Genomic DNA, 24,931 nt, shown 5'->3' with positions numbered 1-24,931 from the left:
ATGCTGAAAACGATTCGTAAACACGGTATCACTCTGGCACTCTTTGCCGCTGGTTCTACGGGCTTAACAGCGGCAATCAATCAGCTGACTAAGTCTACGATTGACGAGCAGGCAACGCTGCAGCAAAAAGCGCTGTTTGATCAGGTTCTGCCAACTGACCGCTACAATAATAATCTGCACGACAGCTGTTATCTGGTTACAGCCCCGGCATTAGGTAAAGGGACGCACCGTGTTTATATCGCCCGTCAGGACGATCGTCCGGTCGCTGCCATTCTCGAAGCCACCGCGCCAGACGGCTACTCCGGCGCGATACAACTGCTGGTTGGTGTCGATTTTAATGGTACCGTACTGGGTACGCGGGTCACCGAGCATCATGAAACGCCCGGTCTGGGCGATAAAATCGAGCTTCGACTGTCCGGCTGGATAACCCACTTTACCGGTAAAACAATCTCAGCTGAAAACGATCCTCATTGGGCAGTGAAAAAAGATGGCGGTGACTTCGACCAGTTCACTGGCGCCACCATCACTCCGCGCGCGGTCGTCAATGCGGTGAAACGCGCAGGCCTGTATGCGCAGACGCTTCCTGCGCAACTTCCTCAACTTCCCGCCTGTGGAGAATAAACCATGAGCGAAATTAAAGACGTCATTGTTCAGGGGCTGTGGAAAAACAACTCCGCACTGGTACAGCTACTCGGTATGTGTCCACTGCTGGCAGTCACCTCTACCGCTACCAATGCTCTCGGACTGGGGCTTGCTACCACGCTGGTTTTAACGCTAACCAACCTGACCATCTCTGCCCTGCGCCGCTGGACGCCGTCTGAGATTCGTATTCCGATTTACGTCATGATCATCGCTTCAGTGGTCAGTGCCGTACAAATGCTCATCAACGCCTACGCCTTTGGTCTGTATCAGTCTCTGGGGATCTTCATCCCTCTGATCGTGACCAACTGTATTGTGGTTGGTCGTGCCGAGGCCTTTGCGGCAAAAAAAGGCCCCGCACTTTCCGCGCTGGACGGTTTTTCCATTGGGATGGGGGCAACCGGCGCAATGTTTGTGCTGGGTTCATTGCGCGAGATTATTGGCAACGGCACGTTGTTTGATGGTGCAGACGGCCTGCTGGGGAGCTGGGCAAAAGTGCTGCGCGTTGAGATATTCCACACGGACACGCCATTCTTATTAGCTATGCTGCCACCGGGCGCATTCATCGGGCTTGGGCTGATGTTGGCCGGCAAGTACCTTATTGACGAGAAGATGAAGAAACGTCGCGCAGAGGCTGCTGTGGCAAACACTCCGGCGGGTGAGACAAGGAATGTGTCATGAACAAAGCAAAACGGCTGGAAATACTGACGCGACTACGCGATAACAATCCACACCCTACTACCGAACTCAATTTTACATCGCCGTTTGAGCTACTGATTTCGGTGCTCCTTTCGGCGCAGGCGACCGATGTCAGCGTCAATAAAGCCACCGCAAAACTGTACCCTGTCGCTAACACCCCAGCCGCGATGCTGGAACTCGGGGTCGACGGCGTAAAGTCTTATATTAAGACCATCGGATTGTTCAACAGCAAAGCGGAGAACGTGATTAAAACCTGCCGTATTTTGCTCGAACAGCACAATGGCGAGGTTCCGGAGGACAGAGCAGCACTGGAAGCGTTGCCTGGCGTCGGGCGTAAAACCGCCAACGTGGTGCTCAATACCGCCTTTGGCTGGCCCACTATCGCTGTCGATACGCATATATTTCGGGTGTGTAACCGAACACAATTCGCCCCAGGGAAAAACGTCGAGCAGGTCGAAGAAAAGCTGCTGAAAGTCGTTCCCAGTGAATTTAAAGTCGACTGCCATCACTGGTTAATTCTTCATGGTCGCTACACCTGCATTGCCAGGAAGCCGCGCTGCGGCTCCTGTATCATTGAGGATCTCTGTGAATTTAAAGAAAAAGTCGACATCTAATGCAATCGGGGTAACGTTCGTTGCCCCTTATTATCATAACGATTAGTTATGCACTCTCCAATCGCTTAATCCCCGACAATGATGCCATGCTATTGCGTATATCTAATGCAATATTCTTGTGCTTTAACACCTGAGCAGGTTAATCGTTTTTTTAGTAGTAGAAATTTCTATTCATACGTGATCAAGATCACATTGATAATGTGATGTTAATTTTTCTTATTTTTATAGTTAAAATGACAATCAGATGACCTATTCCCGTCGATTCGATACAAAACATTACACTGGGTATTTTTCAGATAATGGCCTATATCACTGGATTCAACGCTGAATAGCAGAACATATAGCCGCTTTGCCATTTTCGCCCCCATTGAACAGTGAAAAAAACTGTCATTTTTCAATTGAAGAAATTTAACGCTAGATAACATTTACCTGCCCCGATGATTTCACCACCCTGGATATATGTAACAGAGTATTACAAACCTCTTGTCTGAAGGGGCAAGATAGTGAACATTACTTGCCGTTTCCCCTCCCACTATAACAATCGGACGGATGAACTTGACTCATCACGTACCTGAACACCCCCGTAGATATGGGATGTAAAAAAAGAGGTAAAAGTGTCTACTGCAAACAATAAACCAACTGAAAGCGTGAGCTTAAACGCCTTCAAACAACCAAAAGCGTTCTATCTCATTTTCTCAATTGAGCTGTGGGAACGTTTTGGCTACTACGGCCTGCAAGGGATTATGGCCGTCTACCTGGTGAAACAACTGGGTATGTCAGAAGCGGATTCCATTACCCTTTTCTCCTCCTTTAGTGCCCTGGTTTACGGCCTGGTGGCTATTGGCGGCTGGTTAGGTGATAAAGTTCTGGGTACTAAGCGTGTCATTATGCTGGGTGCCATTGTACTGGCTATCGGTTATGCGCTGGTCGCATGGTCCGGTCATGATGCTGGTATCGTTTATATGGGTATGGCGGCCATCGCGGTCGGTAATGGCCTGTTTAAAGCGAACCCATCCTCCCTGCTTTCTACCTGCTATGCCAAAGATGACCCGCGTCTTGATGGTGCATTTACTATGTACTACATGTCCGTCAACATCGGTTCATTCTTCTCAATGCTTGCTACTCCATGGCTGGCGGCACGATACGGCTGGAGCACCGCATTCGCACTGAGCGTCGTCGGGATGCTGATTACCGTCGTAAACTTCGCATTCTGCCAGCGTTGGGTTAAACAATACGGGTCTAAACCAGACTTTGAGCCGATCAACTTCCGCAACCTGCTGCTGACCATTGTTGGCGTGGTGGTGTTGATTGTTATCGCAACATGGTTACTGCACAACCAGGGCATTGCACGTATGGTTCTGGGCGTCGTGGCTATGGGTATCGTGTTTATCTTCGGTAAAGAAGCCTTCGCCATGAAGGGTGCCGCGCGTCGTAAAATGATCGTCGCCTTCATTCTGATGCTGGAAGCGATTATCTTCTTCGTGCTGTACAGCCAGATGCCGACATCACTGAACTTCTTTGCAATTCGTAACGTTGAGCACTCTATTCTGGGCATCACGTTCGAACCTGAGCAGTATCAGGCACTGAACCCGTTCTGGATCATCATTGGTAGCCCAATCCTTGCCGCTATCTATAACAAGATGGGTGACACCCTGCCAATGCCGACCAAGTTTGCTATCGGTATGGTGCTGTGTTCCGGTGCGTTCTTGATCCTGCCGCTGGGTGCGAAATTTGCCACCGATGCGGGTATCGTTTCCGTTAACTGGCTGATCATTTGCTACGGTCTGCAGAGTATCGGTGAACTGATGATCTCTGGTCTGGGTCTGGCAATGGTTGCGCAGTTGGTACCACAGCGTCTGATGGGCTTCATCATGGGTAGCTGGTTCCTGACCACTGCCGGTGCAAACATCATCGGTGGCTATGTTGCCAACATGATGGCTGTACCGGAGAATGTGACCGACCCACTGATGTCTCTGGAAGTCTATGGTCGTGTGTTCCTGCAGATCGGTATTGCAACGGCAGTTATCGCTGTTCTGATGCTGCTGACGGCACCGAAGCTGAACCGTATGACTCAGGACGATGATGTCAGCGAGAAAGCCTCTAAGACCGCAACAGCGTAATTCTCAGGGAAACTTCTTTTCAGGCCGCTAACTGATGTTAGCGGCTTTTTTTTTGGCTGAGGTCGCACTACCATACGATATACCTCAGCCAAAAGGAGTTACCGATGAAACTGTTCTACAAACCGGGCGCGTGTTCTCTCGCTTCGCACATCACGCTTCGCGAAAGCGGTAAAGATTTCACCCTTGATGGTGTTGATCTGATGAAGAAACGCCTGGAAAACGGCGATGATTTTTTCGCGGTAAACCCAAAGGGACAAGTTCCTGCTCTGCTGCTGGACGATGGTACGCTACTAACCGAAGGCGTGGCCATCATGCAGTACCTGGCCGATTCGGTACCCGATCGCCAGCTTCTTGCCCCAACCAGCAGCCTCTCGCGTTACAAAACGCTGGAGTGGCTTAACTATATTGCGACAGAACTGCATAAAGGCTTTACGCCATTGTTCCGTCCCGATACGCCGGAAGAGTACAAGCCGACCGTACGCGCACTGCTGGAGAAAAAAATGCAGTATGTGAACGATTCACTGCAGGACAACCCGTGGATCTGCGGCCAGCGTTTTTCCATTGCAGATGCTTATCTGTTCACCGTACTGCGTTGGGCGTATGCCGTGAAATTGAATATGGCAGGATTAAGCCATATCGAAGCCTATATGGCGCGGATGGCTGAGCGCCCGGCAGTGGCAGCGGCGCTTAAGGCAGAAGGGTTAAATTAATGGTTGTTGCCGGGTGGCGCTTGCTCACCCGGCTTACAGTCAAACAAACGTAAGCCCGATAAGCGTGAGCGCCATCGGGCATTGATTACAGCTGCGTAGCGCTAAAATAGTGTTCCGGTTTTGCAATGCGATCCTGTGCAGCAACGACCTGCAGTTCATACTCATGCATCTCTTTGGTCGCAATCATAATCTCATACACCGCCGCCGTTACATGCTCAAGCGCCTGCTGCACCGTCGCGCCCTGTAACAGTTTCACCAGTAGCAAACCGCTGGTCACATCACCCACCCCCACAGGCTGACGCGCACCAAAATCCACCAGCGGACGACTGATATGCCACGCCTGCTCAGCGGTGACCAGCAGCATCTCGAAACGGTCGGGACTCATCCCTGCGCGAGCAAGATGTTTCACCAGCACCACCTCAGGCCCTTGAGCAATCAGCTCACGCGCCGCTAATACCGCTTCATCCACGTTGGTCACCGCGTGCTCGCAAAGGATCTCAAGCTCTACCAAATTAGGCGCGATAATATCGCTGGCCGGTAACGCGTGGCGCACGTGAAACTCGGCGACGCCCGGTGCGACAATACAGCCTTTTTCCGGATGTCCCATCACGGGGTCGCAGAAATACTTCGCCTGTGGATTAGCCGACTTTACCTTACGGACAATTCCCAGAATATGTTCGCCCTGCTCTGCTGAACCGAGGTAGCCGCTCAGCACAGCATCACAAGTTTTAAGTTTATCGATATCGGCAATACCCTGGACAATTTCGGTCAGGTGGCTGGGCGGCATCACGCAGCCGGTCCATTTGCCGTATTGGGTATGGTTAGAGAACTGAACGGTATTAAGAGGCCAGACGTTGGCGCCAAGACGGCGCATCGGAAATTCTGCTGCACTGTTGCCCGCATGACCAAAAACAACGTGGGACTGGATGGCGAGGATATTCTTCATTTTTTTACCTGAACAAAAATAAGGGAGTGATTTCTCACTCCCATTCCTTAACGCATTATTTCCAGCAAATCAGACAATAGTTCTTTTTGCCGCGGCGCAGTAACGTGTAGCGCCCAAACAAAATGTCACTGTCCTGGAAGAAGTATTCCGGATCTGACTGTTTTTCGCCGTTGATGGTCACCGCATTCGACGCAATGGTCTTACGCGCCTGGCCGCGAGACGGCTGCAGTTCTGAGTCCACCAGCGCCTGCATCAGATCGGCACCTTTTTCCATTTCGATCATCGGCACGCCATCCTGCGCCAACTGCTCGAAGTCAGCTTCGCTGAGATCGCTTAAGTTCCCGTTGAACAGGCATTCGGTGATGCGTTTTGCCGCCACCAGACCTTCTTCACCGTGAACCAGACGCGTAACCTGCTCCGCCAGAACATACTGGGCACGCGGCGCTTTACCGCTGTTCTTATCTTCTTCTTCCAGGGCATTGATCTCTTCAATGTCCATAAAGGTGAAGAATTTAAGGAAGCGATAGACATCAGCATCGGCGGTGTTAATCCAGAACTGGTAGAACTTGTACGGACTGGTTTTCTTCGGATCCAGCCAGACTGCGCCACCTTCCGTTTTACCGAACTTGGTCCCGTCTGCTTTGGTGATCAGCGGAACCGTCAGGCCGAACACCTGATTCTGGTGTAAACGGCGGGTCAGATCGATACCGGAGGTAATGTTACCCCACTGGTCAGAACCCCCGATTTGCAGCGCCACACCGTGCAGTTTGTTCAGGCAGGCGAAGTCATACCCTTGCAGCAGGTTGTAAGAAAACTCGGTAAAGGAGATGCCCTGATCGTCACGGTTCAGACGCTGCTTCACCGCTTCTTTGTTGATCATCTGGTTCACAGAGAAATGCTTGCCGATATCACGCAGGAAAGTCAGTACATTCATACCGCCAAACCAGTCGTAGTTGTTCGCAGCAATCGCGGAGTTGTCGCCACAGTCGAAATCGAGGAACGGTGCAACCTGTTTGCGGATTTTATCCACCCATTCTTGCACGGTGTCTTCGGTATTCAGTTTACGCTCGGCGGCTTTAAAGCTCGGGTCACCAATCAGACCGGTTGCACCACCTACCAGTGCGACAGGCTTATGGCCTGCCTGCTGGAAGCGTTTCAGGCATAACAATGGAACCAGATGCCCCAAATGCAAGCTGTCAGCGGTAGGGTCGAAGCCGCAATAGAGCGCGATCGGGCCTTGCGCCAGTCGCTCTGCTAACGCTTCTTCGTCCGTCACCTGGGCCACCAGCCCCCGCTCTTGCAATTGTTTAATCAAGTTACTGCTTGCCATCAAAATCTCCATGTATAAAACGACTGCACCTTTGCCGGTACACGACTTTTCGCCTGATGCGAAAGAGACATAGAATAAAGCGCCGGATTCATCAGTGCCAGCGCTTAAAACAAGAATTTTGCATCTTTAGGGGGCCAGGCGATCGATTTTCCACGCGTTGTCTTCACGCTGGTATAAAAAACGATCGTGTAAGCGGTTTTCGCCGCCCTGCCAGAACTCCATTTGCTCAATACTCACGCGAAAACCGCCCCAGAAACTTGGCAGTGGGACTTCCCCCTGCTGAAACTTCTGCTTCAGTTCAAGAAATTTGCTTTCGAGAATACCGCGTGCGGAGATACGACTGGACTGTTTTGATACCCAGGCGCCAATTTGGCTGTCGCGTGGGCGACTGTGGAAGTACTTAACCACCTCAAGCGTAGAAAGACGTTCGGCCTTACCTATCACCATCACCTGCCGTTCCAGCGTATGCCACGGGAACAGTAGGCTAATGCGAGGATTATGCTCTATCTGGTGCGCCTTACGGCTGCCCATGTTGGTATAAAATACCAAACCTTTGTCATCATAATGTTTGAGCAACACGATGCGCTGGTACGGCTGACCGTTTTCATCAACGGTGGCCACTACCATGGCAGTCGGATCGGCGAGTTTGGCGTCACAGGCTTGTCCGAGCCAGCGCTCAAAAAGCGCAAGCGGCTCGGCGGGAAGATCGCGGCGGCGAAGACCGCCTTTCGTGTATTCACGGCGCAAATGCGCGATTTGCTGCAATTCGTCGTTATCAGACATGATGTTTGGGCTACGGATTGTCAGTGGGTGACGCTATTGTGCGCCGCCCAGGTGAAAATCTCAACGCTTCGGGTTCTGTAACTGACAGTTATTTAACACAACTCTGTCACGTTTATAGACCGTCGCGCTGTCGCCTTTAGACCAAAAGACATAGATGCCATCGGTGTAACGCGCACCCGATGCTGATACACCCTGTTTAAGATTCACTAACTGATTATCGTAAACAAAGCTTGCCGTTTGTTGGGTATTGTTCAATTTCACGGTCAGCGGTTTTTCATCACAGCGATATTCGAGAGTATCCGTTTGCATACGCTCGACAAATTGGTTGTAGACACTACAGCCGGTAAGCAGTACCGGCAAACATACCAATAACAGTTTTTTCATAGCCCTATCCTGAAGACATTCCTGGTCCCGGAGGGGAATACCCCCCTCCCTAACATCCCTAGTTTACCGGCATCGACGCCAGGATAATTTCAGTTAACTCTGAGTTCGTGGGTTTGCGGGAAAAATAGCGCCTAAAACGCTGGATTCCGTCGCACCGGTAACTGAGGGTAAATTACCCGGTAATCCCGCCAGCGAGCGCCATGCCAGCCAGGCAAAAGCTAACGCTTCCATATCATCCCCGCTAATACCGGCTTCATCGGTAGAGGTCACTTCCGTGCCGGGCAACAGTGCCGCCAGGCGCATCATCAGCAGCGGATTACGGCTTCCACCGCCGCAGACCATCAAGCGCTCGCAGCCACCGCTCAACAGGACCTGCTCGGATATTGTCACCGCCGTCAGTTCAGCAAGCGTCGTCTGCACATCACGCGCGGCCAGTCCCGGGAACTGCGCCAGATGACGTTCGACCCAACCATAATTAAAGTACTCGCGGCCAGTGCTTTTAGGTGCCGGCGCGGCAAAATAGGGATCGCTCAGCATGCTTTGCAGCAACGGAAGAATTACCGTGCCTTCGCAAGCCCACTGCGCATCTTTATCGTAAGGTTTTCCACATTGCCGCCAGATCCAGGCATCCATCAGCATATTACCTGGCCCGGTGTCATAACCGCGTACAGGGCGCTGAGGAATAAGCAGTGACAAATTAGCTATACCGCCGATATTCAACACCATCCGACGTTCAGTTGGGTGCGCCAACAGCGCCTGATGAAAAGCGGGAACCAGCGGTGCACCCTGCCCGCCCAGTGCAATATCACGCCGGCGAAAATCGCCGACTACGGTGATGCCGGTATGCGCCACAATCTGGTTGTTGTCGCCAATTTGCAGGGTATGCGGCGCACTGCCTGTCGGCTCATGCCAGACGGTTTGTCCGTGGCAGCCAATTGCGACAATATCCTGCGGCTTTAATTTTTGCTGCGCCAGCAGCGCATTTACCGCCTCGGCGAATAAACGCCCCAATTGCGTATCCAGTTGCCCATACTGCGAGAGTGTGAGTTGCTGCCCCTGGCAGATATCGAGAATGGCCTGTTTCAAATGGAGAGGGATGGGCCAGGTCAGACTCGCCTGCTGCGCGACCATCGTTTCATCTATTGCGGCCAGCACAACATCAACACCATCAAGGCTGGTTCCAGACATAACACCGATAAAACGGCCCGATTTCATACGTCATCCTTTTAAACACGTTAGCCTTGACACTCAACCATAAAGTGCTGATTAATTCCATGCTTCGTTGATGATTTTTGATGGCTAATCATGACAAGCCGCCATCTATTCAATCAATTTGATGAATGATTCGTTTATACTCAGTTAACCTGATTTCGGTTAAGATTTTCATATTGTTCCAGTAGAACATGTGACCTTAGGCTCACAAATGCCATATAATTTAACCATGAAGGGTGCTTTATTAGCGTTTCGTGGTGTAAAGGAGAGTTATAAATGATTAAACGTGCACTGATTGTTTCATTAATGGGATTATCTTTAGCGGGTTGTGTTAACAGTGATAGTCTTTCAGGTGACGTGTATACCGCATCCGAAGCGAAACAGGTACAGAACGTAACCTACGGTACGATCGTTCATGTCCGTCCGGTGCAAATTCAGGGTGGCGATGATGCTAACGTCATCGGCGCGATCGGCGGCGCTGTACTTGGTGGATTCCTTGGTAACACCGTCGGCGGCGGTTCTGGTCGTTCATTAGCTACGGCGGCAGGTGCGGTTGCAGGCGGCGTCGCAGGTCAAAGCGTCCAGGGTGCAATCAATAAAACACAGGGTGTGGAACTGGAAATCCGTAAGGATGACGGGAACACCATTATGGTGGTGCAGAAACAAGGCGCGACCAAATTCGCTTCAGGTCAGCGTGTTGTGATGGCCAGCAACGGCAAAGAAGTTACCGTTTCTCCGCGCTAATCGAATTTACGTGTGGTCAGTCAGATACTGGCCACACGTAGATTTTCGCATCAGCCCTGAGACTGTAGCTCAATAATATTGTGTTCCAGTCGGGCAACCAGTTTAATCAGCAGATTAATTTCCTCGGTTGAAATCCCTTCCAGAATCTCTCCGCGCGTTTTGTTGATGACCGCTTCCATATCCGCGATCAGCGGCTCGGCTTTCTCCGTCAGTTTAATTCTCTTTGCTCGACGATCGCTGGCGCAAGTCTGTCGTGAAATGAGTCCCTTTTCTTCCAGTTGGTCGAGCGTACGCACCAGAGAAGGCTGCTCAATCCCTATCGCTTTAGCCAGCTGGATCTGCGATTGATCCGGTGGCAGCTGATGAATGTTGTGCAGCGTAACCCAATGCGTCTGCGTCAACTCCAAAGGCTTCAGGCGATGGTCAATCAGAGCACGCCAAATGCGCACCAACCGTGCCAGATCAGAACCTAGTGGCGATTCCAATTTCATCTCCTTATAATTAGCTTGCTAAGTTGTTATGCTGATTTTAGAATAGTGTGCAGCATTTGTATTCCCAAAACAAATGTATTGCCAAATTTGCTTACCGGATGACATTTTTTCAGACATTATGCGTTAAAGAGACTGATTGTCCCTTTTTTTGCTAAACCTATAGCAATGCTCTCTTCCGTCAAGGATTTTGCCCGTGAAGTTTATGTTTAATGCAACAGGATTGCCCCTACAAGATTTAATGATCGGTGCATCTGTCTACTTCCCTCCACTTTTCAAAGCGTTTATCTGCGGATTTATCTTCTGGTTGGTTGTTCATCGCGTACTGCGCGACTGGATGTACTCCGGCGAAATCTGGCATCCCTTGTTAATGGATCTGTCGCTCTTTGCGCTTTGCGTGTGTCTGGGCTTTGTTATGCTGATTGTGTGGTGATTATGTCGCTCAAAACCGTTAAATACTTCTCCACTATTATAGTCGCAGTTGTTGCCGTTCTCGCGGGTTGGTGGATGTGGAATTATTATATGCAGTCCCCCTGGACGCGCGATGGCAAAGTTCGTGCGGAGCAGGTCAGTATCACCCCACAGGTTTCCGGCAGCATTACCCAACTCAATATTAAAGATAATCAGTTTGTTAATGCAGGCGAGGTGCTGTTTGTTATCGATAAGACGCCGTTTCATATTGCTGAACTGAATGCACAGGCGCAGCTGGCGAAAGCGCAGTCCGATCTGGCAAAGGCCAATAACGAGGCTAATCGCCGCCGACATCTTTCACAAAATTATATCTCTGCCGAAGATCTGGACACGGCCAACCTCAACGTGAAAGCGATGCAGGCAAGCGTTGAGGCGGCCCAGGCCCAATTACGGCAAGCGCAATGGCAATTAACCCAAACGGATGTGAAAGCCCCGGTCGCAGGTTGGGTGACAAACCTTTCAACGCGACGCGGAGATTACGCAACTACCGGTAAGCCCCTGTTTGCCCTGGTCGACAGCCACTCATTTTATGTGATGGGATATTTTGAAGAAACCAAACTCCGCCATATTCGTGAGGGCTCACCGGCACTGATAACGTTGTACAGCGGCAACATAAAGTTACAGGGTCACGTTTCCAGCATTGGCCGTGCAATTTACGATCAAAGCGTTGAGAGCGATTCCGGCCTGATACCCGATATCAAACCGAACGTGCCGTGGGTACGACTGGCGCAACGGGTGCCTGTGCGTATCGAGTTTGACGTGCTGCCACACGATGTCACCCTGGTGTCTGGCACCACCTGCAGCGTGTCCATCGGTCAGCAAAAATGAAAAGGCTTCACCTGACGCCGGGCAATTTGCCATGGTTCAAAGCCACTGCCGCACAGTGGCGTTACGCATTACGTAATACCATCGCAATGTGTCTGGCGTTAACGTTTGCCTACTACCTGAATCTGGATGAACCCTACTGGGCGATGACTTCCGCTGCAGTAGTGAGTTTCCCCACCGTTGGCGGCGTCATCAGCAAAAGTCTGGGTCGCGTGGCAGGCAGCTTGTTGGGTGCCACGGCGGCGCTGATTATTGCCGGACACACCCTCAACGAACCATGGCTGTTTCTGCTCAGCATGTCAGTCTGGATTGGCTTATGCACCTGGGCCTGCGCGCACTTTACCAATAATGTGGCTTACGCCTTTCAACTGGCAGGCTACACCGCGGCCATCATTGCGTTTCCAATGGTCAATACCATTGAGATTACGCAACTGTGGGATATTGCCCAGGCCCGGGTGTGTGAAGTAATAGTCGGGATACTCTGCGGGGGCATGATGATGATGATCCTGCCCAGCACCTCCGATGGTTCCACGCTGCTGACGGCGCTGAAAAATATGCATGCACGTTTGCTGGAACATGCCAGCCTGCTCTGGCAACCTGAAACCACCGATGCGATCCGCTCTGCCCATGAAGGGGTGATCGGCCAGATTCTGACCATGAATCTGCTGCGTATTCAGGCATTCTGGAGCCACTACCGCTTTCGCCGTCAGAATGCCCTGCTCAATTCGCTGTTGCATCAGCAGCTTCGTCTGACCAGCGTGATCTCCAGCCTGCGCAGAATGCTACTTAACTGGCCAAATCCTCCTGCTCACACCCGGGAAGTCATCGAACAGCTACTCAGTGCACTGGTGAAATCCGATACCGATAGCTACACGGTAGCCCGCATTATTGCCCCCCTGCGTCCACAGGATTCCCACGACTACCGGCATGTCGCCTTCTGGCAACGGCTACGTTATTTCTGCCGAATTTACCTGCAAAGCAGCCATTATCTGCATTTGCTGGAAAAAGGCGTGACTGCCGAGCGCATCAGCGTGAACCGCACACCGGGCCTGGCCCGCCATACGGACAACGCGGAAGCCATCTGGAGCGGGTTACGTACCTTCATCACGTTGATGGTGATTGGCGCGTGGAGCATCGGCGCACAATGGGAGTCCGGCGCGGGTGCTCTGACGCTGGCTGCTATTAGCTGCGTGCTGTATTCCGCCGTTGCCACCCCATTCAAATCACTCTCGCTGCTGATGCGCACGCTGGTACTGCTTTCATTGTTCAGTTTTGTGGTGAAATTTGGCCTGATGGTGCAAATCACAGACCTGTGGCAATTCATTCTGTTTCTCTTCCCACTGCTTGCCACCATGCAGCTATTAAAGCTGCAAATGCCTGCCCTGGCAGGGCTTTGGGGGCAGTTGATCGTCTTTATGGGATCGTTCATTGCCGTAACTAACCCGCCGGTGTATGACTTCGCCGATTTCCTGAATGATAATCTGGCAAAAATAACCGGCGTAGCGCTATCCTGGTTGGCCTTTGCTATCCTGCGGCCAGGCTCAGACGCGAGAAAGAGTCGTCGTCATATTCGCGCCCTGCGCCGGGATTTTGTCGATCAGCTCAGTCGGCATCCGGCACACAGCGAAAATGAATTTGAGTCGTTAACCTATCATCATGTCAGCCAGCTCAGTAACAGCCAGGATGCGCTGGCGCGGCGGTGGTTATTACGCTGGGGCGTCGTGTTGCTGAATTGCTCTCATGTGGTGTGGCAGCTGCGCGCCTGGGAAGCGCGCTCCGATCCGTTGGCCCGCGTCAGGGATGTGTGTATTTCACTGCTGCGCGATGTGATGAGCGAGCGTGGCGTCCAGCAGCGTCCGCTGAATGCCACGCTTAACGAGTTACAGCGCATCTGCGATACGCTTGCCCATCATCATCAGCCTGCCGCACAAGAGCTGGCGGCGCTTATCTGGCGTTTACACTGTTCGTTGTCTCAGCTTGAACAGGCTCCGCCGCCAGGCACGCTGAGCCGTTGATTATTTGATAACCCCGCAGGCGTAACGCGCCCCGCCACCGCCTAGAGGTTTAGGCTGATCGGACATGTTATCGCCACCCACATGGACCATCAGCGCCTTACCTTTGACCTCATCCAGTGATTTCAGGCGTGGGGCGGTAACAGTCGTTGTGGCGTAACCTTCGGCATTGACCACCAGCAACGGCAGGTCGCCCATGTGCCCAGCCCCCTCCGGACCTTCATGTTTTCCTGTTTTATGCGGGTCAAGATGTCCCCCTGCCGATTCAGCGGCAGAAGCTTTGCCTTCTTTAATCGCAGGCTGACAGCTGCCGTTGGCATGGACATGGAAACCATGTTCTCCTGGCGGCAGTGCTTTCAGGTCAGGCGTAAACGCCAGCCCTTGCGCAGTTTCAGAAATAGTTACTGAACCAATCGACTGACCTACCCCTTGCGAAGTCACCAGATTCATCTCAACTTGCTCACTGGCAGCCTGTGCGCCCGCACAGGCCAGTAAGGTGATTATGGCGATACTCAAACGCTTCATACGACCTCCGTCACTATGTGTCTGACTGATAAGTGTAAACCAGTGACGCGATTTTGAGCGACGGAACGCCGAAAACGCGATTACGGTACGTCGTAACCCAGCGCGGCTTTACGGATACGGAACCATTGCTGGCGGGACATGGTTAACGATTCGGCCTCAATAGCAGCGCAAACACGCTCAATTTTCCCTGAGCCAATAATCGGCAGCGGCTGTGACGGTAGACGGAGGATCCACGCATAGACCACCTGCTCAATGGACTGCGCATTCAATTCTTGCGCAATGACGGCGAGTTCATTGCGAAGCGGTTGGAAAGCATCATCATTGAACAGTCGTCCACCACCCAGACAGGACCAGGCCATTGGCCGGATGCGCAGTTGTTGCAGCTGATCTAAGGTGCCATCCAGCAGCAGTGGCTGATGCACCGGGGAAATCTCAACCTGATTGGTTGCCAGCGTAAACGGCAGACGTGATTGCAGCAGGGAAAACTGCGCAGGCGTAAAGTTCGACACGCCAAAGTGACGCACTTTGCCGCTATGATGCAGTTTCTTAAACGCCTCAGCCACTTCATCGGCATCCATCAGCGGATCGGGACGATGGATCAAGAGCAGATCAATATGGTCGGTCGCCAGCAGTTTCAGCGACTGCTCCGCGCTGGCAATAATATGGTCGCTGTCGGTGATGTAGTGACCGAGGGTATTTTCCGCCCGTGCCGTGGTGGCAATACCGCATTTGGTCACGATCTGCATTTTTTCACGCAGATGCGGAGCCAGCTTCATCGCCTCGCCAAACGCCGCTTCGCACTGGTATCCACCATAAATATCAGCGTGATCGACGGTGGTTACGCCCAGGTCAAGATGTTCTTCAATAAAGCTGACGAGCTGGCGCGCGGACATATTCCAGTCCATCAGCCGCCAGTACCCCATGACAAAGCGAGAAAATTCCGGGCCTTGCGGCGCAATAGTAATACGCTGAACCATAGCAGCTTCCTTAACAATGAGTGTGCATCGAGTATACGCAATTACGCTTTTAAAAGAGTGAAGGTTGTTGCTGTTCTTCTGGCGGGCTGGGTTTGTTTGCACGTAATTTACGCATCAGACGCTGACGACAAAGACGCAGCACATCCTGCTTTTCGGCATCGCTCATTTTCTGCCAGTTAAAGCGCTCATCCCGGCTACGAAAACAACCACGGCAAAAGCCGCGTTCGTCGGACTGGCAGATCCCGCGGCACGGGCTCTGGACGGGGAAAAACTCCAGCTGTTCGGCCACATCCCCTCCTTACGTAAGATAGTTATACCTATTGAAGACGCTAACTGAATTTCTGGCAAGCGCTATTGCATTAGACCGACTGGTCTATTACACTCCATGCCATGAACAAAGCAACTGAACACGACACACGCGAACATCTTCTGGCAACCGGCGAGCAGCTTTGCATGCAGCGCGGTTTCACCGGTATGGGTTTAAGCGAACTGCTGAAAACCGCCGAGGTGCCCAAAGGGTCGTTTTACCACTATTTTCGCTCTAAAGAGGCGTTTGGTGTTTCCATGCTTGAACGCCATTACGCGGCCTACCACCTTCGGCTGGCCACACATTTGGCGTCGGGTGCCGGTAACTACCGCGACAGAATCCTCGCCTACTATCAGGAAACCCTGAATCAGTTTAGTCAACACGGCATTATTAGCGGTTGCTTAACGGTCAAACTGTCGGCTGAAGTATGCGATCTCTCTGAAGATATGCGTACGGCGATGGATAAAGGCGCTCGGCACATTATTACCCTGCTGGCGCAAGCACTGGAAAAAGGTCGCGACACACACTGCCTGTTGTTTAGCGGCGAACCGCTGCAGCAAGCGCAGGTGCTGTATGCGCTGTGGCTCGGGGCCAACCTGCAGGCCAAGATGTCTCGCAGTGCTACCCCTCTGGAAAATGCGCTGGCACACGTTAAAAACATTATTGCAACGCCTGCCGTTTAACAGGCGTTTTTATTTACCTAATCACTAGACGACCGGTCTATTCATACCTGGAGTTAATATGTCATCTGAAAAATTGTTTTCCCCGCTGAAAGTAGGAGCCATCACGGCGGCCAACCGCGTATTTATGGCCCCACTGACGCGCCTGCGTAGCATCGAACCTGGCGACATCCCAACTCCGCTGATGGCCGAGTATTATCGCCAACGCGCCAGCGCTGGTCTTATCATCAGCGAGGCCACTCAGATATCTGCTCAGGCAAAAGGCTACGCCGGTGCGCCGGGATTACACAGCGCAGCACAAATTGAAGCCTGGAAAAAAATCACCGCCGCCGTCCACGCTGAACAAGGTCATATTGCCGTACAGTTGTGGCACACCGGTCGTATCTCTCACGTCAGCCTGCAGCCGAACGGACAACCGCCAGTTGCCCCTTCCGCCATCAGCGCCGGTACCCGTACCTCGCTGCGCGATGAAAACGGTCTGGCAACGCGTGCCGACACCTCAATGCCGCGCGCCCTGGAAACCGACGAAATCCCGGGCATCGTCAATGATTTCCGTCAGGCAATCGCCAACGCACGCGAGGCTGGCTTTGACATGGTTGAGCTGCACTCTGCCCATGGCTATTTGCTACACCAGTTCCTGTCACCCACCTCTAACCAGCGTACCGATCAGTACGGCGGCAGCGTCGAAAATCGTGCACGTCTGGTGCTGGAAGTCGTTGATGCCGGTATCAAAGAATGGGGCGCAGACCGGATTGGCATCCGCGTATCCCCTATCGGCTCTTTCCAGAACGTTGATAACGGCCCGAATGAAGAAGCCGATGCGTTGTACCTGATTGAACAACTGGGTAAACGTGGTATCGCTTATCTGCACATGTCCGAACCAGACTGGGCCGGTGGAGAGCCGTATAGCGATGCGTTCCGCGAGAAAGTTCGCGCGCGTTTCCACGGTCCGATTATTGGTGCTGGTGCCTACACCCCGGAAAAAGCAGAAGCGCTGATTGAGAAAGGGTTGATCGACGCCGTAGCCTTTGGCCGCGCCTATATTGCCAACCCGGATTTGGTCGCACGTTTGCAGCACAAAGCAGAACTGAACCCACAGCGCGCAGAGAGTTTCTACGGCGGCGGTGCAGAGGGTTACACGGATTATCCAACCCTGTAATTGCGCAATCTCCGTTCTGGCATTGATAGCGGCGCAACAACGCCGCTATACTAAAACAACATATTGAATGTACTAGCCATTTTTGAAGGGGAAAAAGATGCGTTTACTTCATACCATGCTGCGCGTAGGTGACCTGCAGCGTTCCATCGAATTTTACACCAACGTGCTGGGCATGAAGCTGCTGCGTACCAGTGAAAACCCTGAATACAAGTATTCTCTGGCCTTTGTCGGTTACGGTCCTGAGACCGATGAAGCCGTCATTGAGCTGACCTGGAACTGGGGCGTCGACAAATATGACCTGGGCACTGCCTACGGCCACATTGCTCTGAGCGTAGACAACGCCGCAGAAGCCTGCGAGCGCATTCGTCAGAACGGCGGCAACGTGACGCGCGAAGCGGGTCCGGTCAAAGGCGGGACGACGGTTATCGCATTTGTAGAAGATCCGGACGGTTACAAAATCGAACTGATCGAAGAGAAAGACGCAGGCCGCGGCCTGGGTGACTAACCTCCCCTCGGGCGCAGATCGTCTGTGCCCGTAGTTTTATACTCATCATTTTGTCATAATACGCGCTGCAATTTTCCCGTATTAAGAGACCCAGATGTCCGATAACGCTCAACTTTCCGGTCTGTGTGACCGTTTTCGTGGTTTTTATCCTGTCGTCATTGATGTAGAAACAGCAGGATTTAACGCCAAAACCGATGCGCTGCTCGAGATTGCAGCCATCACGCTGAAAATGGATGAACAAGGCTGGCTGATGCCGGACATGACGTTGCATTTCCACGTCGAACCGTTTGAAGGGGCAAATCTGCAACCAGAAGCACTTGCGTTTAACGGTATTGATCCGAGCAACCCGTTGCGCGGCGCGGTCAGCGAATACGACGCCCTGCACGCCATCTTCAAAATGGTGCGTAAAGGCATCAAAGACAGCGGCTGCAATCGGGCGATTATGGTTGCGCATAATGCCACCTTCGATCACAGCTTCATGATGGCAGCCGCCGAACGCGCCTCGCTGAAGCGCAACCCATTTCACCCGTTTGTGACCTTTGACACTGCGGCCTTAAGCGGTCTTTCGCTCGGGCAAACCGTACTGTCTAAAGCGTGTCTGGCTGCAGGAATGGAGTTTGATGGCAACCAGGCGCACTCTGCGCTGTATGACACCGAACGGACGGCCGTGCTGTTTTGCGAAATCGTTAACCGCTGGAAACGCCTTGGTGGGTGGCCCCTGCCAATGCCTGAAGAGGCATAAGCGGACCATAAAAAAAGCGACCAGACTGGTCGCTTTTTCGTTTCTGCTGATTACTCAGCGTCCGGCTCTTCGGTTTTGTACTTCGCCGCAGTCTCTTTGATAAGCTGCTGCAATTCACCGCGCTGGTACATTTCGATTAAAATGTCGCAGCCGCCAACCAGCTCACCATCAACCCACAGCTGCGGGAAGGTTGGCCAGTTTGCGTATTTCGGCAACTCAGCGCGAATATCCGGGTTTTGCAGAATATCAACATAAGCAAAGCGTTCACCACAGGCAGACAGCGCCTGCACAGCCTGAGCGGAAAAACCGCAGCTTGGCAGTTTTGGAGAACCTTTCATGTACAGGAGAATCGGGTTTTCAGCGATCTGGCGCTGGATTTTTTCGATAGTGGTGCTCATTATCTTGCTTCCTTAACTTCTTTTACGGCAGTAGTCTGACATTGTAACGGGTCTGACTGACAACGGAAAATAACATTTTTCTTACGGTTATTATTTTATCGCCAGTCGCCATAAGTTGCATTCAGAATCTTACTTATCCCTTTTATGCACAAGGAATTGATTATCCCTTCGCCAGTATTGGCGTTGATTGCTGTTTTTTTTTGCGGTCGGTAACGAAACACTATTTTAAACAAAAAAAGCTATTAACTTTCCCCGTTTCTATAGATTAGAATCATCAAGTTTTGAAAATCACACGCAGGCATGATAGACCTGCCCTAACAGAGGACTGCTCAGTGGCGCGGATAAACCGAATCTCGATCACGCTCTGTGCTTTGCTTTTTACCACACTCCCTTTTACGTCAGTGGCCCATGCTTCCAAGCAGGCCAGGGCGACACCTGCCGTTTCTCACACGCTCAAAACGGTAGATAAAAAGAAAAGCGCGATAGCCAGTAAAAAAGTCACACAAACCAGCAAGAAAACGGCAAAAAAAACCACCAGTAAATCCAGCACCAAAACCGCTTCCTCTTCCAAAAAACGCACCGCGACACCTGCAAAAACAACCAAAACGGTCAACCGTCGCAGTAAAGTCGCAACAACACAAACCGCTGCGGTCACCTGGACTGAAAAATGCACCCCGCGCAAAGGTCACAAGCCGCGCTGTGTAAAAGTAAAATCAACAGCCCCGGTAGCCCTCGCTGATGCCCATAAAGTGAAAGTGCAAAAAGCGACCAAAACCGCGATGTCTACTCTGATGAACCAGATCGGTAAACCCTACCGCTGGGGTGGCTCTTCGCCGAGGACCGGTTTTGATTGCAGTGGTCTGGTTTATTACGCGTATAAGGACCTGGTGAAGTTCCGCATTCCGCGTACTGCCAATGAAATGTACCACCTGCGCGACGCGGCACCGATCGACCGCGATGAACTGAAAAACGGCGATTTGGTCTTCTTCCGTACCCAGGGCCGCGGCACCGCCGATCACGTTGGTGTCTACGTTGGCAACGGTAAGTTTATTCAGTCACCACGTAGCGGTCAGGAGATCCAAATCACCTCCCTGAGTGAAGATTACTGGCAGCGCCACTATGTGGGCGCTCGTCGTGTCATGACGCCAAAAACAATTCGCTAAAATCTTACCCTACAGTATGTGCTGTAGGGTAAGTTCTTCTTTTGCATAACCTTTCAATTTGCTACCCTATCCTTACTCACAATGAGGCTATTGTGTGTACTCAATATAAATAATAAGGAGAGAAGCAATGTCGTTCGAATTACCTGCATTACCGTATGCCAAAGATGCTCTGGCGCCGCACATTTCTGCTGAAACGCTGGAATACCACTATGGCAAACACCACCAGACTTACGTTACTAACCTGAATAACCTGATCAAAGGCACGGCGTTTGAAGGCAAATCACTGGAAGAGATCGTACGTAGCTCTGAAGGTGGTGTGTTTAACAACGCGGCTCAGGTCTGGAACCACACCTTCTACTGGAACTGCCTGGCACCCAACGCGGGCGGCGAACCGACCGGTGAACTGGCTGAAGCCATTGTTGCATCTTTTGGTAGCTTCGCTGACTTCAAAGCGCAATTCACCGATGCGGCGATCAAAAACTTCGGCGCTGGCTGGACCTGGCTGGTAAAAGGTACTGATGGCAAACTGGCTATCGTTTCCACGTCAAATGCCGGAACACCGCTGACCACCGATGCAACGCCGCTGATGACCGTTGATGTGTGGGAACACGCTTACTACATCGACTATCGCAACGCGCGTCCTGGCTACCTGGAACATTTCTGGGCGCTGGTGAACTGGGAGTTTGTTGCGAAAAACTTCGCAGCATAAAAATGATAACGCAGAAGGGACTCCCTTCTGCGTTTTAGCGTTAGTTCGTGACGCTGCAGGCCTCGTCAGGCTGTTTTCTCGCGGAGACAAAGACCAGTAGCAACGCCATCCCAGCCACAATTGCCCCCATCACCGGGACAAAACTGTAACCTAAACCACCCGATATCACTGCGCCACCCGCCGCCGCACCTAGCGCATTCCCCAGATTAAACGCACCAATGTTGACCGAGGATGATAAGCCCGGCGCGTCGCTGGCAACGCGCATCACACGCATCTGTAACGGCGGAACTACCGCAAAGGTTGCCGCACCCCAGACTACCATGCTAATAGCTGCACCCAGTTCACTACGCGCCAGTAGCGGGATTGCCAGCATAATCACCATCAATAGCAGTAAGAAGCCTTTCAGCGTGCCGTTGACTGAGCGGTCCGCAAGCTTGCCGCCCAGATAGTTACCGATTGAGAACCCAACGCCAATCAGCACCAGCATTCCGGTTACAAAGGCAGGCGTGGCATGGGTGATGCTATGCAGCACCGGTGAAATATAGGTATAGAGCGTGAACATCGCACCGGCTCCCAGCACAGTAGTCAGCAACGCTGACACCACCTGCGGGCGCATGAGCACCGCCAGCTCTTTGCGCACGTTCGGGCGCTCCCCTGCTCCGCCACTCGGCAACGAGAAGAACAGGCTGACCATCGAGATAACCCCCAGACCCGCCGTTGCCATAAAGGACATGCGCCAGCCGATGGTTTCACCCAGCCAGGTCGCTGCAGGAACGCCGCCAATATTGGCGATGGTGAGTCCCATAAACATGGTGGCGACAGCGCTGACCTGTTTGTGCTTTGGCACCACGCTTGCCGCTACAACCGAGCCGAGACCAAAAAAGGCCCCATGGTTAAGACTGGTCAGAATACGCGACAGCATCAGAGTAGTGTAATCGGGAGATAACGCCGACAGCACGTTGCCGAGCGTAAAAATCGCCATCAGAAAAATCAGCGCATTGCGACGCCCGCGATGAGAAAGCAATAAGGTCATTAACGGTGCACCGACCATCACCCCTACTGCATAGGCGCTAATTAGCATCCCTGCCGCCGGAATCGAGACATCGACGCCTTTAGCGATGACGGGTAATAACCCCATCGGAGAAAACTCTGTCGTGCCGATACCAAACGCCCCTATCGCCAGCGCCAGTAGTGGATAATTTATTTTCATACAGCGACTCCGTAACGTCGAGCCGTGGCACGACACAGAATAAGAGTCAAAAGCATGACATTGATCGCAAAAATAATAAAGTTAACAAAAATGCAAAAGACTTTTGCTTATTTGCAAACAATAGCAGTGGGAGGACAGGTTGGCGGGATGAGGGAGATAGCTCTCCCTCGGCGATACATCAATGCAGCGCGGCGGTTAAACCACTGGCAACAATCAAACCCAGAACAATAATGGTGGTGACTAACGAAAATTTCAGATCGGTGCTCATCAAGTTTTCTCCTTTTTATTCCCACACAAAAAGTGATATTGCGCATTTTTGCACACTTGAAGGTAAAAATCTCTCACGATTTATATTGATAAATGCTTTTAACTCTTCCCCTTTTCGTAAAGATCAGACAAAATTCCACGCTTACTTGATTAGCGTACCGGCCATTGACCCCTTCCTGACGTTCCGTGTCGTTTTCCTGGCGTACCGCAACCCTGATGTTGCGCGAAGGGTGTGTGAAGGCAAACGGTTACCTGGAGTATTCTCAGGAACTTAGGATATGGTCTGGAGTGAGATGTAATGGCAACAATTAAAGATGTAGCGAAGCGAGCAAACGTTTCCACTACAACCGTATCACACGTAATTAACAAAACACGCTTTGTCGCGGAAGAAACGCGCAATGCCGTCTGGGCAGCAATTAAAGAACTACATTATTCCCCAAGCGCGGTGGCACGCAGTCTGAAGGTGAATCACACTAAATCGATTGGCTTGTTGGCGACCAGCAGCGAAGCCGCCTACTTTGCGGAAATCATCGAAGCCGTTGAGAAGAACTGCTTCCAGAAAGGCTATACGCTGATTCTGGGCAACGCGTGGAACAGCCTCGAGAAGCAGCAGGCCTACCTCTCCATGATGGCGCAGAAGCGCGTAGATGGTCTGCTGGTGATGTGTTCTGAATACCCGGAACCTCTGCTTTCCATGCTCGAAGAATATCGCCATATTCCGATGGTGGTGATGGATTGGGGCGAAGCCAAAGCTGATTTTACCGATACGGTCATCGATAACGCCTTTGAAGGCGGTTATATGGCAGGCCGTTATCTGGTTGAACGCGGTCATCGCGAGATTGGTGTGATCCCAGGGCCTATGGAGCGTAACACCGGCGCCGGACGCCTGGCGGGCTTTATGAAGGCGATGGAAGAAGCGCTGATTAAAGTGCCTGACAACTGGATTGTCCAGGGCGATTTTGAGCCTGAATCCGGGTATCGCGCCATGCAGCAGATCCTCTCCCAGTCGCACCGCCCGACCGCCGTCTTCTGCGGTGGTGATATCATGGCGATGGGCGCGCTTTGCGCCGCTGACGAGATGGGCCTGCGCGTCCCGCAAGATGTGTCGCTGATTGGTTACGACAACGTGCGTAACGCCCGCTTCTTCACCCCGGCATTAACCACCATTCATCAGCCAAAAGATTCGCTCGGTGAAACGGCCTTTAACATGCTGTTAGACCGTATCGTGAATAAACGCGAAGAGTCACAGTCTATTGAGGTGCACCCGCGCCTGGTAGAACGTCGCTCCGTGGCCGATGGTCCGTTCCGCGATTATCGTCGATAATCTGTTGTGCGGGAGCCTTCCTCTGGCTCCCGCAGCCACTCTTTATTCAACGTTTCACTGTCCCCTAAATAGTCCAGCAGCCATCTCAGTGCGGGCGAGGTATCGTTTTGCTGCCAGGTCAGGCAACATGCGGCATCAGGAAAGGGATTTTCAAGCTGTAGTGCAACCCATTTCCCGCTGTCGATCCACGGTTTGGAAAAATGCGTTGGCACCATCCCAACACAGAGTCCAGCCGATAAACAGGTGGCAGATGACTCCCAGTCAGGCACTACCACCCGTTTTTGGTTATCCAGTAGCCAGGTAATACGTTTTGGCAACGTACGGGAGGTGTCTTCTCGTACCAGCGACGGCCAGTTGCGCAACGTATCGTCACTGAGCGGTCCCGGCATCGACGCCAGCGGATGATGACTTGCCACCACGCAGTTCCAGCTCAACATTCCCATATCGCGAAACGTATAGCGCCCCCCTACCGGAATAGCCTGCGTCGCGCCAATCGCCAGCTCCACGCGCCCGTCCGATAACGCATCCCAGACACCGTTAAACACCTCCTGAAAAACGATTAACTCCACATCATCAAAATGACGGTAGAAATCCACAATCATCTGCCGGGTCCGTTCCGGCCTGACAATATTATCGACGGCAATCGCCAGTTGCCCACGCCAGCCGTTGGCAATTTGCTGACATTGTTGGCGAGTGATCTGCATTTTTTTGATAACAGAGCGCCCTTCTTTTAAAAACCACGCCCCGGCGGGGGTTAATTCCACATCCCGATGGCGACGTTCGAAAAGAGGCACAGCCAGCCACTCCTCCAGTTGACGCACGGTATAGCTCACCGCCGAAGGCACGCGGTGCAACTCCTGGGCGGCAGAACTAAAGCTGCCGTTGCGTGCGACTGCATCCACCACTTCAAGGGAATATTCTGACCACATACTCTGCCTGCAAAAAATTTGAAATCAATAAGCAAATATTAGCGTTTCACAGCAAGAAT

General features: G+C 52.1%; 28 protein-coding genes and 1 pseudogene. 16 read left to right on the top strand and 13 right to left on the bottom strand.

The window, feature by feature from the left end:
* From rsxG to gstA, 5 genes are all read left to right on the top strand, one after another.
* A complete protein-coding gene (gene rsxG / locus FDW98_RS11025; protein WP_096757136.1) occupies positions 1-621 on the top strand; it encodes an electron transport complex subunit RsxG in 621 nt (206 codons plus the stop codon).
* 3 nt (positions 622-624) lie between these two features.
* Positions 625-1,320, top strand: a complete 696-nt coding sequence (locus tag FDW98_RS11020) for an electron transport complex subunit E (protein WP_096757137.1) — start codon at positions 625-627, stop codon at positions 1,318-1,320.
* Positions 1,317-1,952, top strand: a complete 636-nt coding sequence (gene nth, locus FDW98_RS11015; protein ID WP_096757138.1) for an endonuclease III — start codon at positions 1,317-1,319, stop codon at positions 1,950-1,952. Before FDW98_RS11020 ends, nth begins: the two co-directional genes overlap by 4 nt.
* A gap of 614 nt (positions 1,953-2,566) precedes the next feature.
* Positions 2,567-4,072 carry a dipeptide/tripeptide permease DtpA gene (dtpA, locus tag FDW98_RS11010; protein WP_096757140.1) on the top strand — a complete coding sequence of 502 codons (1,506 nt, stop codon included), beginning with the start codon at positions 2,567-2,569 and terminating at the stop codon, positions 4,070-4,072.
* Positions 4,073-4,176: 104 nt separating this feature from the next.
* Complete coding sequence (gene gstA / locus FDW98_RS11005) at positions 4,177-4,782, top strand: glutathione transferase GstA (protein WP_096757141.1); 606 nt, start codon at positions 4,177-4,179, stop codon at positions 4,780-4,782.
* An 85-nt stretch (positions 4,783-4,867) separates the two neighbouring features.
* Here gstA and pdxY read toward each other — a convergent pair whose 3' ends face one another.
* The 5 genes from pdxY to anmK all read right to left on the bottom strand — a co-directional run bounded on the left by pdxY (position 4,868) and on the right by anmK (position 9,440).
* Positions 4,868-5,728, bottom strand: coding sequence for a pyridoxal kinase PdxY (gene pdxY, locus FDW98_RS11000; RefSeq protein WP_096757142.1), 861 nt, complete (start codon positions 5,726-5,728; stop codon positions 4,868-4,870).
* Positions 5,729-5,783: 55 nt separating this feature from the next.
* Entirely contained in the window at positions 5,784-7,058 is a 1,275-nt protein-coding gene (gene tyrS, locus FDW98_RS10995) for a tyrosine--tRNA ligase (protein ID WP_096757143.1), read from the bottom strand.
* Positions 7,059-7,184: 126 nt separating this feature from the next.
* Entirely contained in the window at positions 7,185-7,841 is a 657-nt protein-coding gene (pdxH, locus tag FDW98_RS10990; protein WP_096757144.1) for a pyridoxamine 5'-phosphate oxidase, read from the bottom strand.
* Positions 7,842-7,901: 60 nt separating this feature from the next.
* Positions 7,902-8,225 (bottom strand): C-type lysozyme inhibitor, encoded by a 324-nt coding sequence (gene mliC, locus FDW98_RS10985; RefSeq protein ID WP_096757145.1) that lies wholly within the window; start codon positions 8,223-8,225, stop codon positions 7,902-7,904.
* Positions 8,226-8,318: 93 nt separating this feature from the next.
* Positions 8,319-9,440: an anhydro-N-acetylmuramic acid kinase gene (gene anmK / locus FDW98_RS10980; RefSeq protein WP_096757146.1), complete on the bottom strand. Its 1,122-nt coding sequence runs from the start codon at positions 9,438-9,440 to the stop codon at positions 8,319-8,321.
* A gap of 273 nt (positions 9,441-9,713) precedes the next feature.
* Between anmK and slyB the strand changes: the two genes are divergently transcribed.
* Positions 9,714-10,181, top strand: a complete 468-nt coding sequence (slyB, locus tag FDW98_RS10975; RefSeq protein WP_096757147.1) for an outer membrane lipoprotein SlyB — start codon at positions 9,714-9,716, stop codon at positions 10,179-10,181.
* Positions 10,182-10,231: 50 nt separating this feature from the next.
* On the opposite strand, the gene slyA is transcribed toward slyB, so the two are convergent.
* A complete protein-coding gene (gene slyA / locus FDW98_RS10970; RefSeq protein WP_269473706.1) occupies positions 10,232-10,672 on the bottom strand; it encodes a transcriptional regulator SlyA in 441 nt (146 codons plus the stop codon).
* A 193-nt stretch (positions 10,673-10,865) separates the two neighbouring features.
* On the opposite strand from slyA, the gene FDW98_RS10965 reads away from it, so the two are divergent.
* From FDW98_RS10965 to FDW98_RS10955, 3 genes and pseudogenes are all read left to right on the top strand, one after another.
* Positions 10,866-11,102, top strand: coding sequence for a DUF1656 domain-containing protein (locus tag FDW98_RS10965; protein WP_096757148.1), 237 nt, complete (start codon positions 10,866-10,868; stop codon positions 11,100-11,102).
* A 2-nt stretch (positions 11,103-11,104) separates the two neighbouring features.
* The gene (locus tag FDW98_RS10960; RefSeq protein WP_096757149.1) at positions 11,105-11,968 is read left to right on the top strand and encodes an HlyD family secretion protein; all 864 of its coding nucleotides are present in this window, start codon (positions 11,105-11,107) and stop codon (positions 11,966-11,968) included.
* Positions 11,965-14,005 (top strand): annotated as a pseudogene (locus FDW98_RS10955) (FUSC family protein). Before FDW98_RS10960 ends, FDW98_RS10955 begins: the two are co-directional and overlap by 4 nt.
* Here FDW98_RS10955 and sodC read toward each other — a convergent pair.
* From sodC to FDW98_RS10940, 3 genes are all read right to left on the bottom strand, one after another.
* The gene (gene sodC, locus FDW98_RS10950) at positions 13,981-14,502 is read right to left on the bottom strand and encodes a superoxide dismutase [Cu-Zn] SodC (RefSeq protein ID WP_096757151.1); all 522 of its coding nucleotides are present in this window, start codon (positions 14,500-14,502) and stop codon (positions 13,981-13,983) included. The pseudogene FDW98_RS10955 and the gene sodC overlap by 25 nt on opposite strands.
* A gap of 80 nt (positions 14,503-14,582) precedes the next feature.
* Positions 14,583-15,479, bottom strand: a complete 897-nt coding sequence (locus FDW98_RS10945) for an aldo/keto reductase family oxidoreductase (protein ID WP_096757152.1) — start codon at positions 15,477-15,479, stop codon at positions 14,583-14,585.
* A 49-nt stretch (positions 15,480-15,528) separates the two neighbouring features.
* Complete coding sequence (locus FDW98_RS10940) at positions 15,529-15,768, bottom strand: DUF1289 domain-containing protein (RefSeq protein WP_096757153.1); 240 nt, start codon at positions 15,766-15,768, stop codon at positions 15,529-15,531.
* Between the two features lie 101 nt (positions 15,769-15,869).
* Here FDW98_RS10940 and FDW98_RS10935 point away from each other — a divergent pair, with 101 nt between their 5' ends.
* The 4 genes from FDW98_RS10935 to rnt all read left to right on the top strand — a co-directional run bounded on the left by FDW98_RS10935 (position 15,870) and on the right by rnt (position 18,872).
* Entirely contained in the window at positions 15,870-16,469 is a 600-nt protein-coding gene (locus FDW98_RS10935; RefSeq protein ID WP_096757154.1) for a TetR/AcrR family transcriptional regulator, read from the top strand.
* 58 nt (positions 16,470-16,527) lie between these two features.
* Positions 16,528-17,625 carry an alkene reductase gene (locus FDW98_RS10930; RefSeq protein WP_096757155.1) on the top strand — a complete coding sequence of 366 codons (1,098 nt, stop codon included), beginning with the start codon at positions 16,528-16,530 and terminating at the stop codon, positions 17,623-17,625.
* A 97-nt stretch (positions 17,626-17,722) separates the two neighbouring features.
* Positions 17,723-18,130: a lactoylglutathione lyase gene (gloA, locus tag FDW98_RS10925; protein WP_096757156.1), complete on the top strand. Its 408-nt coding sequence runs from the start codon at positions 17,723-17,725 to the stop codon at positions 18,128-18,130.
* 94 nt (positions 18,131-18,224) lie between these two features.
* The gene (gene rnt / locus FDW98_RS10920; protein ID WP_096757157.1) at positions 18,225-18,872 is read left to right on the top strand and encodes a ribonuclease T; all 648 of its coding nucleotides are present in this window, start codon (positions 18,225-18,227) and stop codon (positions 18,870-18,872) included.
* A gap of 50 nt (positions 18,873-18,922) precedes the next feature.
* Here the strand turns inward: rnt and grxD are convergent, their stop codons facing one another.
* A complete protein-coding gene (gene grxD / locus FDW98_RS10915) occupies positions 18,923-19,270 on the bottom strand; it encodes a monothiol glutaredoxin 4 (protein WP_003832760.1) in 348 nt (115 codons plus the stop codon).
* A gap of 332 nt (positions 19,271-19,602) precedes the next feature.
* On the opposite strand from grxD, the gene FDW98_RS10910 reads away from it, so the two are divergent.
* Both FDW98_RS10910 and sodB read left to right on the top strand, forming a co-directional pair.
* On the top strand, positions 19,603-20,433 hold the full coding sequence (locus FDW98_RS10910; protein ID WP_096757158.1) for a C40 family peptidase: 831 nt from the start codon (positions 19,603-19,605) through the stop codon (positions 20,431-20,433).
* 127 nt (positions 20,434-20,560) lie between these two features.
* A complete protein-coding gene (sodB, locus tag FDW98_RS10905) occupies positions 20,561-21,142 on the top strand; it encodes a superoxide dismutase [Fe] (RefSeq protein WP_096757159.1) in 582 nt (193 codons plus the stop codon).
* A 40-nt stretch (positions 21,143-21,182) separates the two neighbouring features.
* On the opposite strand, the gene FDW98_RS10900 is transcribed toward sodB, so the two are convergent.
* Both FDW98_RS10900 and cydH read right to left on the bottom strand, forming a co-directional pair.
* Entirely contained in the window at positions 21,183-22,352 is a 1,170-nt protein-coding gene (locus FDW98_RS10900) for an MFS transporter (RefSeq protein ID WP_096757160.1), read from the bottom strand.
* 178 nt (positions 22,353-22,530) lie between these two features.
* Positions 22,531-22,620, bottom strand: a complete 90-nt coding sequence (cydH, locus tag FDW98_RS10895) for a cytochrome bd-I accessory subunit CydH (RefSeq protein WP_072036634.1) — start codon at positions 22,618-22,620, stop codon at positions 22,531-22,533.
* 297 nt (positions 22,621-22,917) lie between these two features.
* Between cydH and purR the strand changes: the two genes are divergently transcribed.
* A complete protein-coding gene (gene purR / locus FDW98_RS10890) occupies positions 22,918-23,943 on the top strand; it encodes an HTH-type transcriptional repressor PurR (protein WP_096757161.1) in 1,026 nt (341 codons plus the stop codon).
* Here purR and punR read toward each other — a convergent pair.
* A complete protein-coding gene (punR, locus tag FDW98_RS10885) occupies positions 23,931-24,872 on the bottom strand; it encodes a DNA-binding transcriptional activator PunR (RefSeq protein ID WP_137398849.1) in 942 nt (313 codons plus the stop codon). The two genes, purR and punR, sit on opposite strands and share 13 nt — an antisense overlap.
* Positions 24,873-24,931: the final 59 nt, after the last annotated feature.

The organism is Citrobacter sp. wls711 (genome assembly GCF_005281055.1).
GTDB classification, from domain to species: Bacteria; Pseudomonadota; Gammaproteobacteria; order Enterobacterales; family Enterobacteriaceae; genus Citrobacter; species Citrobacter gillenii.
Note: the sequence above shows the minus strand (reverse complement) of the source record. Positions and strands in the feature narration are given on the sequence as shown.

Bases quoted from the DNA above. Each gene is read 5' to 3' on its own strand.
- FDW98_RS10900 (WP_096757160.1), bottom strand. From the start codon at position 22,352: ATGAAAATAAATTATCCACTACTGGCGCTGGCGATAGGGGCGTTTGGT.
- cydH (WP_072036634.1), bottom strand. From the start codon at position 22,620: ATGAGCACCGATCTGAAATTTTCGTTAGTCACCACCATTATTGTTCTG.
- tyrS (WP_096757143.1), bottom strand. From the start codon at position 7,058: ATGGCAAGCAGTAACTTGATTAAACAATTGCAAGAGCGGGGGCTGGTG.
- FDW98_RS10945 (WP_096757152.1), bottom strand. From the start codon at position 15,479: ATGGTTCAGCGTATTACTATTGCGCCGCAAGGCCCGGAATTTTCTCGC.
- slyB (WP_096757147.1), top strand. From the start codon at position 9,714: ATGATTAAACGTGCACTGATTGTTTCATTAATGGGATTATCTTTAGCG.
- pdxH (WP_096757144.1), bottom strand. From the start codon at position 7,841: ATGTCTGATAACGACGAATTGCAGCAAATCGCGCATTTGCGCCGTGAA.
- gloA (WP_096757156.1), top strand. From the start codon at position 17,723: ATGCGTTTACTTCATACCATGCTGCGCGTAGGTGACCTGCAGCGTTCC.
- pdxY (WP_096757142.1), bottom strand. From the start codon at position 5,728: ATGAAGAATATCCTCGCCATCCAGTCCCACGTTGTTTTTGGTCATGCG.
- anmK (WP_096757146.1), bottom strand. From the start codon at position 9,440: ATGAAATCGGGCCGTTTTATCGGTGTTATGTCTGGAACCAGCCTTGAT.
- punR (WP_137398849.1), bottom strand. From the start codon at position 24,872: ATGTGGTCAGAATATTCCCTTGAAGTGGTGGATGCAGTCGCACGCAAC.
- FDW98_RS10935 (WP_096757154.1), top strand. From the start codon at position 15,870: ATGAACAAAGCAACTGAACACGACACACGCGAACATCTTCTGGCAACC.
- sodC (WP_096757151.1), bottom strand. From the start codon at position 14,502: ATGAAGCGTTTGAGTATCGCCATAATCACCTTACTGGCCTGTGCGGGC.
- grxD (WP_003832760.1), bottom strand. From the start codon at position 19,270: ATGAGCACCACTATCGAAAAAATCCAGCGCCAGATCGCTGAAAACCCG.
- purR (WP_096757161.1), top strand. From the start codon at position 22,918: ATGGCAACAATTAAAGATGTAGCGAAGCGAGCAAACGTTTCCACTACA.
- mliC (WP_096757145.1), bottom strand. From the start codon at position 8,225: ATGAAAAAACTGTTATTGGTATGTTTGCCGGTACTGCTTACCGGCTGT.
- sodB (WP_096757159.1), top strand. From the start codon at position 20,561: ATGTCGTTCGAATTACCTGCATTACCGTATGCCAAAGATGCTCTGGCG.
- slyA (WP_269473706.1), bottom strand. From the start codon at position 10,672: ATGAAATTGGAATCGCCACTAGGTTCTGATCTGGCACGGTTGGTGCGC.
- nth (WP_096757138.1), top strand. From the start codon at position 1,317: ATGAACAAAGCAAAACGGCTGGAAATACTGACGCGACTACGCGATAAC.
- FDW98_RS10930 (WP_096757155.1), top strand. From the start codon at position 16,528: ATGTCATCTGAAAAATTGTTTTCCCCGCTGAAAGTAGGAGCCATCACG.
- rsxG (WP_096757136.1), top strand. From the start codon at position 1: ATGCTGAAAACGATTCGTAAACACGGTATCACTCTGGCACTCTTTGCC.
- FDW98_RS10960 (WP_096757149.1), top strand. From the start codon at position 11,105: ATGTCGCTCAAAACCGTTAAATACTTCTCCACTATTATAGTCGCAGTT.
- gstA (WP_096757141.1), top strand. From the start codon at position 4,177: ATGAAACTGTTCTACAAACCGGGCGCGTGTTCTCTCGCTTCGCACATC.
- rnt (WP_096757157.1), top strand. From the start codon at position 18,225: ATGTCCGATAACGCTCAACTTTCCGGTCTGTGTGACCGTTTTCGTGGT.
- FDW98_RS11020 (WP_096757137.1), top strand. From the start codon at position 625: ATGAGCGAAATTAAAGACGTCATTGTTCAGGGGCTGTGGAAAAACAAC.